The organism is Shewanella sp. SM23, from assembly GCF_025654295.1.
Taxonomy (GTDB): domain Bacteria; phylum Pseudomonadota; class Gammaproteobacteria; order Enterobacterales; family Shewanellaceae; genus Shewanella; species Shewanella oncorhynchi.
Map to the genome: position 1 here is coordinate 239,251 of NZ_JAKKRM010000002.1, position 13,448 is coordinate 252,698.

10 protein-coding genes and 1 pseudogene are annotated in these 13,448 nt (G+C 39.5%); 6 read left to right on the forward strand and 5 right to left on the reverse strand.

Going from position 1 to position 13,448, the window contains the following annotated elements:
- The first annotated feature begins 277 nt into the window (after positions 1-277).
- A complete protein-coding gene (locus tag L5L98_RS04180; RefSeq protein ID WP_263138764.1) occupies positions 278-868 on the forward strand; it encodes a hypothetical protein in 591 nt (196 codons plus the stop codon).
- A gap of 228 nt (positions 869-1,096) precedes the next feature.
- On the opposite strand, the gene L5L98_RS04185 is transcribed toward L5L98_RS04180, so the two are convergent.
- The gene (locus L5L98_RS04185) at positions 1,097-1,612 is read right to left on the reverse strand and encodes a hypothetical protein (RefSeq protein ID WP_263138767.1); all 516 of its coding nucleotides are present in this window, start codon (positions 1,610-1,612) and stop codon (positions 1,097-1,099) included.
- A gap of 777 nt (positions 1,613-2,389) precedes the next feature.
- Here L5L98_RS04185 and hxsD point away from each other — a divergent pair.
- The 4 genes from hxsD to hxsA are packed head-to-tail and all read left to right on the forward strand — an operon-like array spanning position 2,390 to position 5,945.
- Positions 2,390-2,695, forward strand: a complete 306-nt coding sequence (hxsD, locus tag L5L98_RS04190) for a His-Xaa-Ser system protein HxsD (RefSeq protein ID WP_212601510.1) — start codon at positions 2,390-2,392, stop codon at positions 2,693-2,695.
- On the forward strand, positions 2,695-4,176 hold the full coding sequence (hxsB, locus tag L5L98_RS04195) for a His-Xaa-Ser system radical SAM maturase HxsB (protein ID WP_212601511.1): 1,482 nt from the start codon (positions 2,695-2,697) through the stop codon (positions 4,174-4,176). The genes hxsD and hxsB overlap by 1 nt, the downstream gene beginning before the upstream one ends.
- Positions 4,169-5,371, forward strand: coding sequence for a His-Xaa-Ser system radical SAM maturase HxsC (gene hxsC / locus L5L98_RS04200; protein WP_212601512.1), 1,203 nt, complete (start codon positions 4,169-4,171; stop codon positions 5,369-5,371). Before hxsB ends, hxsC begins: the two co-directional genes overlap by 8 nt.
- Entirely contained in the window at positions 5,355-5,945 is a 591-nt protein-coding gene (gene hxsA, locus L5L98_RS04205; RefSeq protein ID WP_212601513.1) for a His-Xaa-Ser repeat protein HxsA, read from the forward strand. The genes hxsC and hxsA overlap by 17 nt, the downstream gene beginning before the upstream one ends.
- 439 nt (positions 5,946-6,384) lie before the next feature.
- Here hxsA and L5L98_RS22375 read toward each other — a convergent pair.
- Positions 6,385-7,258, reverse strand: a pseudogene (locus tag L5L98_RS22375) (LysR family transcriptional regulator).
- 99 nt (positions 7,259-7,357) lie between these two features.
- On the opposite strand from L5L98_RS22375, the gene L5L98_RS04220 reads away from it, so the two are divergent.
- Positions 7,358-7,969, forward strand: coding sequence for a LysE family translocator (locus tag L5L98_RS04220; RefSeq protein WP_263138774.1), 612 nt, complete (start codon positions 7,358-7,360; stop codon positions 7,967-7,969).
- Positions 7,970-8,267: 298 nt separating this feature from the next.
- Here the strand turns inward: L5L98_RS04220 and L5L98_RS04225 are convergent, their stop codons facing one another.
- From L5L98_RS04225 to L5L98_RS04235, 3 genes are read right to left on the reverse strand one after another with little or no spacing between them, the layout of a single operon-like run.
- Entirely contained in the window at positions 8,268-8,774 is a 507-nt protein-coding gene (locus tag L5L98_RS04225) for a hypothetical protein (protein ID WP_263138776.1), read from the reverse strand.
- 3 nt (positions 8,775-8,777) lie between these two features.
- Positions 8,778-10,967: an integrase gene (locus tag L5L98_RS04230; RefSeq protein ID WP_212601517.1), complete on the reverse strand. Its 2,190-nt coding sequence runs from the start codon at positions 10,965-10,967 to the stop codon at positions 8,778-8,780.
- 11 nt (positions 10,968-10,978) lie between these two features.
- Complete coding sequence (locus tag L5L98_RS04235) at positions 10,979-13,447, reverse strand: hypothetical protein (RefSeq protein WP_212601518.1); 2,469 nt, start codon at positions 13,445-13,447, stop codon at positions 10,979-10,981.
- Between the last annotated feature and the right edge of the window lies 1 nt (position 13,448).

Genomic DNA, 13,448 nt, shown 5'->3' on the forward strand with positions numbered 1-13,448 from the left:
AAAATGCGGGGGACATTTCTAATAACACTGAAAAATTGTTCTCTTCAGAATCTAGTGTTATCACCTTATTTTTTATAAACTCGAGTGATTCAGGGATCGTGTTGCCAGTTATGGATAAAGCGACATTGATAACAGCGCTGGGAAACACATTCGGCTGTACAAAGGAGTCTAATAAATATCTCCCTTCTTTAATGAAGGCGGCGCCGCGCTTAGAGATAGGATCCTAGTTTAATGATACTACTGCTGGCACTAACATATTGACGAAGGTTAACAAGTAATGAATTACTATAAATTAGGTATAAATTCGGAAAGTAAAAAATGGATGAATTATATGAATCCTAGTTCATTTTTTATAGATGGCGAAGGAAATGAATTAAGTGATGTGAAACTATCTGCGATTCAATCTGGATTCAAAGGTGTTTTATATTTCAATGCCTTAAAAGAAGGTAAATCACCTCCGGTGGTCTCGGTTGGAACCAGGTTATTGGCGTTTAATGAGGATGTCTTTTTTGAGGACGATATTAATGTTAGTGGTGTCCAGTTAATACCATTTATAAATAGGCATAACAATTTAAAGTATGTGTTGATGCATGTATTTAATTATACTGACTGCGTTGATTGGGAATGTTCTAAAATTGAACGCTGGCCTCTGGGCTACATTCCAGAAGTTTGGGAATCAAAGCGTGGGCGATTTTTTATTGAACCCGTTGTCTATAAGGACAAAATACCTGAAAACTTAGACGCCTTTCGTTTGTATGAGTGGGGTGGTGCATTTAATATAATAATATCAGAAGCTTTCAAAGATAAATTGTTGTCTGTGGAGTTTTATAGTTCCCTTCTTGATTTTAAACCACTATCTCTTAAATAATAAATGCCGAGGAGGTTATTAAACATCCTCGGCATAATTTTTTTGTATATCCATCCCTCAACTTTGTAGGCGCATATTGATGCGGGACACATATTGGGCAAGGTTCTTGGTGTGCAGGTCAATACCCACAGATTATTGATCACTACAATGCAGATGACTTGGTAATATCATAGCAACAGTCTAGAACCACGGTGAACAGCTCCTAGACAGCGAGCCCCCGCAGTGCTTTTAGATTCTTTCACGTACGTAATCTCCTAATTCTATAATGTTTCTAAATTCAAGATATATACCTTTCCCATCTAGAAGCCTATATGACTTAAAATCTCTACGAAAGAGCACAACAGCATCTAATGTCTTTAATTGATAAACGAGCCACCAATTCTGCCCTTCCTTTTTTGGGTAGCTCTGACGACATGATTTTAGGTACTCTTTTATAGACAAACCACGAATTTTTCTTCTATCTAAATCTGCCTCCTTCATTACATCCGGAGGATAAACATATGCACTAAGTTTTGCAGCAGAGATACCTAAGAATTCCGCCTGTCTTACTAATTCACTTGAAGGATTAATTATTTCTTCCAGTTCTGACTGTGTGAGATTGCTATAAATGTTATCTTTACCACATATTCCGCAATGAAATGAAAGATTAATTTCATTGCTGGTCATAAAGTCATCAAAAAAACACGCATCGACTTCATTATATTTTTCACAATACTTACACTTTAATGATGCTGTTGTTGACATTGTTATCCCTACAAAAAGCTAACGTCTTAGTATTTATGCGCTGCGCTGTTTGCAGGGCATAAATCGCTTGTCGGACTTGGCCGCTGCCATATCCGTGTCAATTGGTATAAATGATGCTATAGGAATTTGCTTTTTTGCGGTAGCGGTTTTATACCGTTTGAAGGGTAATTAGTTGATATCTATGACTGGATGTTACCCTATGAACCAGACTAGGAAAGTCTGATTCACTAGCTAATTTTTGGACAGAAATGTGTTGGAAAGTAGTGTTTGGGGAGCAGTAATTTCTGTTGTTAGAAGTTTAGCGTTTACGGGTATCCACTAGCACAGGCTTGCTATGGCATTCGCTCGTCGACTCGCAGCAAGTCCGTCCTTGGGGCGGACGGTCGTCTCGCCAATCACCATGGCACACCTTTCGAGCATTCGCGTAATCTGTAGATTTAAAAGCGTTACGCAGCACGCTTTGGGACATTTTCGCGTTAGGACCTAAATCTAATCCTTGAGTTTCGAATTACTAAAAATATGGCAAAATCCTGAGCGACCGATTTAATAAGCAACAAATTATTTTTCACCGACAGTAATCCTCCAAACTCAGATCAAAATGAATCTCTACAAGTTTGTGCCATCTGGCACAAACTTGTGATTTCAATTTTTCTTCAGCAAAAATAAGAAATGATTTAGTTGTAAAACTTTGATCTACGTAAAGAACGGCTCTCTAACGATAGTGTAATTTATATGGTAAGAACCGCTTTCCCCCTACTGCAAAGGATTGTGAAATCAATGCCCAAATATCCTGAAGTGTATATCACATTTGATTGTAATATTTACAGTAAAGAGGCAGTTCTTAAGGCCTGTTACCAGTTAGCAGATATAGCCGTTTTCGATGTCAGTTCCCAAAAGAATAAAATCACCGTATCCGCAGTGGTGCATTCTACCAGTAATACTTCGGCAGATGAATTGTCTAACGATCTGAAAACTTCGGTTATCGACTATCAATTGCGTGAAAAAATTGAAGCACAAACTAATAAAATCAAAAACATATTAATCAGTGCTGCATTAAGTAACTCTTTGAGGGCGTCGAACTGATGAGAGTAGCTTCTCCAGAAACTTTTGCATCACAGAGTTATCGTTTACTGCCATTTCGGTTTGAACGTATAAATGATGATAGATTTTTACTCATCAATGAGGTTGGCGAACATTGCTATTTAAATTGTGCGGATTTAAATGACTTAGTTGATGGATCCTTAACCACATCAGGAAAAACCTTTCAGAATCTTGAATCTAAATCATTTGTTTACAGTGAAAAGAACAACTTTGCGCTGAGAGCTTTCAGTGCAAAATATAGGGCAAGAAAATCATTTCTGTTTGATGGTCCAGCGCTACATATTTTTGTTTTAACACTCAGGTGCGAAAACTCGTGTGAATATTGCCAAGTAACACGAAGAAGCCCTGATGCAGTTAAGTATGACATGCCACTTAGTATCGCAAAGCAGGCCGTGTTGCGCATGTTTGAGTCACCAGCAGAAAATCTAACGGTCGAATTCCAAGGTGGAGAACCACTACTTGCCTATGACGTACTAAAGTACATTATTGAACTCTGCATAGAACTTAATATAACTGAACAAAAAAATTTGCAGTTTGTTGTAGCTACGAGCCTGCAAAATATAGACATGGAAATGCTCGAATTTTTCCACCTCCATAACGTTCATATTTCTACTTCGGTCGACGGTCCTCAATGGTTACACCAACTCAACCGGCCAAATAGTTGCTCAAATAGTTATGAGAAGACAATGCATGGTCTTGAAATGGCTAGGAGTGTTCTGGGACATGACAGAATAGCAGGAATGACAACTATCACTCGTAGTAGTTTAACTGCGATAAAAACCATTATCGATGAGTATGTACGTCTTGGTTTTCACTCGATTTTTCTACGCCCCTTGAACATGTACGGGTTCGCAGTGAAGAAAGAAAACAAGGTAGGTTACTCATCTGAAAATTTTAATAAATTCTATGAGCAAGCGCTTAAGTACATCATAGAAATCAATCAGCAAGGCTATCGTTTAGATGAAGTAAACGCAGCTTTAGCGTTAAACAATATCCTGACGCCACAGGCAACTGGATATGTCGATATGCGTTCGCCATGCGGAGACGGTACAGGAGTCTTGGTATACAACTACAATGGAAAAGTGTATCCATCGGATGAGTCTAGAATGCTGGTTGAAATGGGCGACGAATCACTCGCACTTGGTTCGGTTAATGAATCATACCAAGACCTGATGTCATCAAGTGTGTTGAACACTATCTTACACGCTGGGATTGCTGAAGCCCTGCCAGGATGCTCTGATTGCGCATATTTACCTTACTGCGGAGCGAATCCAATACAAAATTACTCTCGTTATGGCGACATGATTGGTCATCGAACATTTAGTGCTTTCTGTGCAAAGCAAAAGTTTCTTTATCGATATGTATTCAATTTATTGCAAGACAAATCTAATCGTACTGTCTTCAATAGCTGGTTGCCACATAGTCTCTGTCAGAGAGCCGAAGAGGGGCTGACAAATGAATAAAGTGATCCCATTAAAAACGAGAGCAGAGATCAATGCATTCAATGGTTCGAAGATGTTAAAAGTCATAGGACTGGATGAATTTGTGTCTAGCGGCATATGCGATAACAGACATTGCCTGCTTCTGCCAAATTATGGTCCAAACCAAAGAGAGTTACTCAGTCTAGATTGGGGAGCTGTTGCTATACAATGTGGTGGCATACCAAGTAATCTAACCATTCCGGTTATCAGTAAACTGGAGCATCCTGAAGTCATCTCTACTGGAGATGTGATTGTATTAAACGAGAATAGAGTTGATATTCTGTATCGTCGTAAAAGCACTGCGAATCTGCTTTTTGTCACAGAGAGATGCAACCACCAATGCATCATGTGCTCCCAGCCGCCAAAAGTGCTAGATGATGGCTGGCGTTTTGAGGAGTGCCATCAGCTACTGGAACTCATTGACCGAGATATCCCTGTTTTAGGTATTAGCGGTGGCGAGCCGACATTGCAACGCGACGGATTTCTAAAACTGCTTGAGCATGCCAAAAAAGCTCTGCCATCAACGCAATTGCATATCCTGACCAATGGGAGTGCTTTTGAAGAATATCACTATGTCGAGCAGATCATTCAGTTAGGCCATCAACAAATTGTATGGGGAATTCCAATTTATGGTTCTACTCCTCAACAACATGATTACCACACACAAGTTCTAGGCTCATTCAATAAAACCATGCATGGGCTCTACAATCTTGGGCATGTCGGAGCACAAATAGAGCTAAGGGTTGTACTAACTCGACCAATCATAGAAAACATAGTAGAGCTATCAGAGTTTATTGTTAGGAACCTTCCATTTGTATCCACTGTCGCCTTAATGGGATTAGAACCAACCGGATTCGCCAGAACAAATTATGAAGCCGTATGGTGTGATTTAAATGAATACCAAGAAGAATTACTCGAAGGAACACATGTTCTACTAAGCTCAGGGCTAGATACCGTCCTTTATAACATTCCACGATGCCATGTTCCCAAATCACTGCGTTCTATCGCAGTACAAAGCATCTCCGATTGGAAAAACAGCTCTAGGAAAGAATGCGAATACTGCGAAGAACAGGATCTTTGCTGTGGTTTTTTTAAATCTCATACTCAGCGATTTAGTGAGCAAAATGTTGTGCCCATTCAGTTAGAAAGGAGAGCAGAAAATGTGGTTAGAACTTAATAAAATCTGGCGATCAATTACAGGAATCCTTCCAACAATTTCAGTTGCTTCTATAGGCGGAAGTACATTATTGGTTCCTCAGGCGTACGCTATTCCGTCAGTGACAATGGCAGACATTGATAGCGCTCAATTGAACCGCTTGGTCAGTTTTGACATGCAAATAAACGCAAACAGTGAAAACTTATATGCAGGTCATCGTTCTCATTCCAGCCACCGTTCTCACTCAAGCCACAGATCTCATTACTCATCTAGGACTGGAACGAGTTCATATCCATCCACACCTAGCCCTATTAATACACAGCCAAATACTCCGACATATCCCAGCTCAGCAGCTCAAAACAGTTCTGTATCAGATACCCCGTCTTATCAAGGCAGTAGTGATACACTGAAAGCATTAGTAATGAGAGTTCAAATCGTACTTCTCAGAAATGGTTACAACATAGGAGCGATTGATGGACTAATGGGACCTAGTACTTCATTAGCACTGAAATCATACCAAAAGGATATGGGACTGAAGATGACGGGGACCATGACAACAGAGACACTAACTAGCTTAGGAGTTTCACTTCCATAAATACAATGTCATGAACAATGTATAAAACACCACCGTTACAGTAGCCACTTTGTATCATTACTAAAATTTGGTCAACTTGTGGTGTTCTAATTCAATTGGTCAGCTTGATAGAAGCTATACGAATTTTATTGCCAGTGCTGATTTGAAAAAGATGTGCACTTTAATAACTGTTAAAGTGCAGTTTTCGTGAGTTATAGCGCTTAAACGATGTGTTTTGCGCATTATCGTGACAAACTTGTCTCAAACTAAGCTTATGCAGCACAATGTGCATAAACAGTCACATATCTATTAGTTTTTAATGTTTCACTCTTAAAATCGACTCAGACTAAACTCAGAACAAAGTATCACTTAGCAGCTTTGTATTTGTAGAGTTCTTTAATTGCCATAACATAAAGTCTACACTTCTTGCTAAAGGACCAAATTCACTAACCCACTACAATTATGAACTAAGAGTTTCAGGCTGGCATAAGGACATTGTCTTTTCTAACCAGTTTAAAAACTCCAATTCATTGCTTCCTAGTCTTTCTGTGTGGCTGAGCAGTACATAACGATGTCCAGATTGAGTTAATCCAAATGGAGCCACCAGCCTCCCGTTTTTCAAGTCATCGATTATCAGAGGATATGACCCTATAGCAGCCCCTAAACCGTCAACTGCCGCCTGTAAGCAGAAATAAAAATGCTCAAAGGATTTAGACTTATTGATATTAAAGGCATGTGTTGAACGTGATGACCAATCTGACCATGCAGAAGGTCTCGTTTCACTATGAAGCAAAACGATATCATCTAAGTTGTGCTGAGCTTTGTTCCAATATTCAGGGGAAAAAACAGGGCCAACCCACTCATTGACTAAGTTGTGTGTCGTATATTCTGGGGCTAATATCGAAGTCATCACGCCGGATGGCTAAAGATAATCCTGTTTCACATAAATCCACAGGCCCTCCTGCTGTTGATAGTCGAACATCAATACCCGTAAGCTGGAAAAAACTGGCCAGCCTAGGCATCAGCCAGCGCATAGTTAATGTGGGCTTACAGGAAACTTCAAGATGCTTATTGCTTTCCCTCGTTAGCTTCTTAACTCCATTATCTAGAGCATTAAACGCAATATCAGTGTACAGCTTGAGTAGCTCACCTTCTTGCGTGAGACGCATTCCTCTACCTTGTTTGTAAAACAGTAACTTCGACAAATGGCTCTCTAGCAATTTAATTTGCTTACTCACTGCTCCGTGAGTGATATGAAGTCTTTCTGCTGCCTTACTGTAACTCGATGACTCTGCCGTAATATGAAATACATAGAATGCTTTTAAATGTCTCATCTGTGACTTTTTCTCACATTTAGGATGCCTTTTTTTCGATTATAACTTACCAATAAATCTATACAATTATTTTAAAATCATGAACAGTTAGGATAGAAAATGGAGTTATTAAGTTTTGCAGTATTTGGGCTTTTAATCGTAGTAAGCCCTGGTGCTGACTTTGTTTTAGTATTTAAAAACAGTGCAATTTTTGGCAGAAAAGCGGGCATATTAACGGCTCTTGGGATAGGGATTGGTGTTTGTGTGCATATTACCTATTCAGTGATAGGGATTAGTCACTTAGTTTCTCAGAATGCGGTTTTATTTAGCATAGTGAAGTACATTGGTGCGGCGTATTTAATTTATCTCGGTGTAACAGGGTTAGTCAGTTCTAAGTTGAAATTAGACTATGAAAACTCAACAGACCAACCCACACATGCTCGAAAGTACATATTTCAAGGTTTTTTGTGTAATGTATTGAATCCTAAAACAATGCTTTTCTTTCTAAGCGTCTTTAGCCAACTAATCTCAGCCAATAATGAAGGTATGTCTTTCGTTATTAGCTATGGCGTTTACATTGCACTTCTACATATGGCTTGGTTTTGTATAGTCGCTTACCTAGTCACATCTGTACACGCGAGTCACATAATTCAAAAGTTTGTTCATAGAATTAATCAGGCGTGTGGATTGGGTCTAATTGCTTTTGGTGCAACATTATCAATAAAAGCCTAAATTCCAACTCTCACATAATAAGTAAGTATTGTAGTGGTACGCTAAATTTGGTCACTTAGATAGAGGTGTAATCTGACTTTACTTCCATATTTTTGGAATGACTAAATGTAAGTCAAATTATCCTCTGTGCACTGAGTGATTAATCGGTCATAGCTCACAATGGGGCAGAAGAGAGCCAGAGCAACCTTTCGGATCGGTTGCATCGTGATTTGAATTTGGCGAGCTGAGTCTAGACTAGTACAATTCAACCAAGAAAATAGGCCTCATAGCTAATCAAATTCTTCTCTCTTTTTGAATTCTAGAACGTTGCTTGTTGCCCCCGTTTTTTCCAATCGATCATTAACTCTATATGCTTGCATTCTTCAGGTATATGTTTCCACATTGCAACGGTCACTTCGTGCATTCTCACAGCTTGAGACTTTAAGCGTTTTTTATAATCTCCAAGCTTTTGTTCTTTCTTTTCAATTTCTTCATTGAGCTTTTTGATTTCTTTTTTGGCATTGTCTAAGTCTCCCTTAGCCTTTATGTGGAGAGGGTGACCGCGAACTACATTATCGGACACATTGCTTGCACCATGAATACGCGTTGCTTCAGCACCTTCGATCAGCGCTTTTATTTCTGGATAGCGCCTGGCCGATCCATTTGATAACCCTGCTTCTTTTTCAACATTAGAAACAACAATTTTAAGCTTGTTAGCTTTAAGTTTTTGTTTCAACTCTTTGTTAATCGGCTTTTGATCAACAAGTCGCGCCAATGCGTCTCTTAGCTGCCTTTCTGTGGAGCTGAATCCAGACTTGTCTGCCATGCCTTACACCTCCATTGTCGTGTCGATAACCAAATTCAGCACATCTTCTGCAATTTCATACTTTTCATATTTAAACCCTAGATCATCCATGATCGCTTCCGCAGCTTTTACCTGCATCAAGTATTTGGTTGCAGAACTGGAATTTAATTCATTGTTTTCTTTTAAAAACTCAATGTTGCGCATTGCGTCCATGCGGGAGGATTCGGCATAAACAGCGTTTTCAATAAAATCATATTCGCAGTCTACACATTCACTTAAATCAATATTGATACGCATTGAGCATTGAGTATTAGTACAATACATCCCAGGAGCAATAGCATGTAAGTGTTCTTTTCCGTTGGTCAATCGATCTATCCAGTAGTCAATTGATAGCTTGCGTTTGCTTACTCCATCTTCAAAATAACTTTCACCTTGGCGACTAATTTCAGCAACTGCTGCTTGACCTTTACCACCTGCGATACGCTTACCATTCGCCATTTTTTGATATATGCGAGCAAATATCTCAGCTTGTTGTGTGACACGTTCTTTTTGTATTTCGCTGTATAGTTTTTCAAATGAATAGGCATTTCGGGCATACCATCGCGTCATCGCCATCGACAAATGCGAAAATTGCTGCTTCAAGGCAGGGAAAGAACACAGCTCATATCCAATTAGGTAGTATGCGAGGGAGCGCCGTGTCTGATGTGGAGAGAAGTGAAATTTATCGCCCTGATTAAAAGATGTTTGGGTTGGGTCTGAGGTCTGTAAATCCGCCATATCTTCGGCTGTAAGTGTAAAATCAAATTTATCGCGGTTAAACGTCGTATTAATTACAGTGTGCAATGCGCTCTTTCCTATAGGGTTGGGAAAAGCGATGTCCTTCAAGTTTGCAAACATTCGATGATTATATTTCTTTTCAAATCTTTTGCGATAGGGCGTATTAATTGCATTCAGCATATGGAATGCTTTCCAGCCAGCTTGCGTGGTTACAAACGTGTCATTTTTGGTTTGACTACTGAGCGTAATCTTTGATTGACGTGTAGTTAAAAAGTCAATGGTTTCCTTGCCAGTTTCCGACTCACAGCCATTTTTATCGAAAGTCATTCTTTGTGCACCGTAAACAGGGCTTATTTTGTACAGCTCGTCTACGCGCATTCCAGACAATGCCAGACAAAGCCATGAGGATTCTGTATTTAGGCTCTTCAAATATCGCCTAAAATCACCCCAGCCATAATAAGTGTTGCCAATGTGTGCTCTGAAACTTCTAAGACGTTCTCCGCTTATTTGAATGCGGGGTTGAATAGATGTAAATATTTGCATCCACCGAGAATCCTCACCTTTATCCACTAAGGTTATTCCATTTTTGTTGAGCGCCTGCGTAAATTGTTCCCATGGTTTTACGTAGCTGTCACTAGGTTTATGGCCATAGCCTTTTCTAATCCTCAGGATTTTTCTTTCTAATTCATTCTCATAAAGCGAAATCATCTGCTCAACAGCTTGTTCTATTTCATCTCTTAACCCGTAGGCTTTTACGATGTCTTCACTGTACTCTTTTAATGCCGCAAAATAGATTCGTGGGGGAATCACCACTTTTCCGTTTTGCGCATCAGAACTCACGTTATGTATCTTATGGGTTTGATGTGAAAAGTTGACCTTGAAAGGCAGCAGCCCTTTCAAGTGGACAAGGTTATTCAACCCTATAAAACAATAGCTTCTAGAAATATCATACCATCCCTCAGAAACCAAAATTTCTAAATATTCTTGATTCAATTCCTCAAACGAATTGATGCCACGTTTGATTAGCTGAGCAATATCCTTTCGAAGAGAGTTTTTTTTATTATTAATTGAAGCCAGTTCTGTATGTTTAACAGAAAACCACATCTCTGCTAATGCTACGCACTTCATTTGATTAAGCATGTGACGCCCTTTTTGATGAAGTACAATGACATTTTCTTCTTGCTTTGGCTCAATGTTAAAAATCAAGTTCGCGATCCCACTCCCTTTGTAGTCAGAATATCTAAACGCCCATATATCCTCGCCAAACAAGATGGTCTTTTTTTGATCTTGATAGACCACCATTTTATTTAACTCTTCCCAATCGCCTCGCAGTAGTGCAGGGAGAAGTTCCTGTTGTAAATAGTCGCCTCTATCACCAATCGAACGCATGGTATCTAAGGTTGAATCCATATCTTGTGAGTTTTCAAAAGACAGCATAGATATAGTCCTTATAGAAATTGGGAAATGGAAGATAACGAGTTGAAAAGTGGATAACGCCCTTTTTCTTCGAGCAAATACTCAGCTTGTTCAATGGTTTCTAATGGGAGGCCGTCAAGGTTAGCTTGAAAGCGATTTATCTTTAATTGAATTACCGAAGCGCGTTCTGGGTATTGGTCAATAGCTTCACTTAACGCATCGAGAAAGCTCAATAGTTTATAAATAGCGTAGGGATCATCAACGAGTTTGGCACTTCTGCAAAAGACACAAAGATCGTATTGATAGCAGGTAATATCTTGACCCTCTTCAATAATCCCTTTTTTTTCTGCGAACTTGCGTGCTGCATAGTGCCAATCTTTCTCGGACACCGAATCGATTTCCCCGTCGCAGCTAATGCCATTGGGGTTTGTAGGAGCATTACGTTGTTTCCAAACATCGTATTCTAAGATGGGAATTTCCAATTCTTTCTTAACTGATTCTATAGCTTCACTGCGGCTCTTACCTTGGGCTATGTAGACTAACCCCATCATCCCTTGTGACATTTGCCTGTTGTTTGAAACAGGGTGACCGTTGGGGTAATGTCTTTCCGTTGTTTCAATATTGTGCTGCAAAATTTTTCGGGCTGTCCACCCTTTTTCTTCTGCTTTATACTCTAAGTTAGAATGAGTAATACGAATCCTACTGGCGGTAATATTTAGAAAGTAATCACCGCGACCAATACCACATAAATTTAATAGAATTTTGCGAATCGGAACCTCACCCTCTGACCACTGATAAGTAACATGCTTACCACCCAGCGGTAGTAAGTACGGCAGTCTGGTTGTTGAACTCCCCCCACCAAAACCATAATTTTTTCTAGGTAAAGGGTTTCTGGTCGCAGCATAACGTTCGACCAATTGAAGAAAATGTCTGTATTTAGCTGCAATAATGAACTCACCTAACGAGCCATCAGCGTATTTGAAAGAAACGGTGATCGCTCCATCGAAATCTTTCTCTGAATAATTAAGTGGTATCAGCGCGTTCCGCAGTGAAACATCAGTCATACATGACAGCGCTGCGTAAGCAATCGGCATTGTTCTTATTGTTACAACTTGCTTATTAAGAACGGTGACATTTGATTCCATCGTGTGTACACCATCATCTCGTTTAATCTTGTTAAACGTGGTCATCTTTTGATCTTCAACAATGTCGGTATAGGTTTTTACTAGATGGTCGATCAAATCAGCTCTGCTCTCAGAAAGCAAATTTAGGTTCTTTGATAATTGGAATGAAGCTCCAGATACATCAACTTTTCCTTTATCACCTTCGCTATTGAGGAAATATATCAGAGTGTCATAAGGGTCTTCGCTGTAGGTTTTCGAGAGGAGTTCGAGTGCTCGAAGAAAGGTGATTCCGTCAGCTTCTCCGACAGAGTCGCGCTTATTGATGTCAGCGACAATAAACCCAGCTTCATCGTCTTTGGCTTCGGGATGAGAGTTTTCCTCAGTGCCTGAAAATAACGCTTTTACATCTTTTGAAGCGCGGCCTTTATAAGCGCGGACTTGAGCAACTTTTGATGTCCGACCATCTTTATTTGGCGTAACAAATTTAATTGGGTGGCGAACTTGTCTAATCACTGAGTCGTTAAATGCAGTGTAATAGGCAAACAGAGTGTAAGCTGCTGCCATACATTGATTAAAAGGACTCGCTAAGCCATCTAACGCTGAACAATTTTTTCTCCCAAGTGTAATCGTGATGTCACGGTTATCTTTTCTTTCAACCACAATATTATCGAGGTGTTGAGGTGGTGGAGAATCAGGATTTTCTTCTTTATATGCAATAAGTTGAGTTGCCAAAGAGAAAAAGAGAAGCTGAGTGCGTCTAACTAGTGCATACCATTCTCTTGATGTATAAGGTTGTGTAGCAAAATCTACAATCTCACCATTAAAGCTCTTGAGCGTGGCTTGCATGTCTGACACATCAAAACCAAGTATTGGAAGTAGCGAGTCGAGATTCATCTTTTTTTGAAGAGCTGAAAATTCCAACAAACCAAACTCTTCGCCATTATGATACTGAAACTGATATTTTTTAGGCTCATTAGCAATATCAACTAAGCGCCGTAACTCTCCAGAGTTACCAGCGTAAGAAAGGTATCCAGCCTGACTAAAAGGGGCGAACTTCTTAATGTCGCAAAATGCTATATAAGCCTTTAAGGCGCTTAATTTAACCACTAGAGACCATGCATTGGTTTCATTTTTCTTCTCTTGATCAACCCATCTTTTTAGCTTTTGCATTTTTTCTAATCGAGAGGGTTTAGCTAATGGTTTTTTTGGATCACACTGTTCATGACACCAATAAAGAAAATTGTGTTTTGTGCTGTTCAGCTTCCCTTCTGGCCGTATATCAACGTTCAAATCTAATGAAGTAACATTATTCTTAGTAATCGGCGGAGTGGGTAATTTATTTTGATTTCTTGATGCTGCTAATCGACTTTTGGCCATG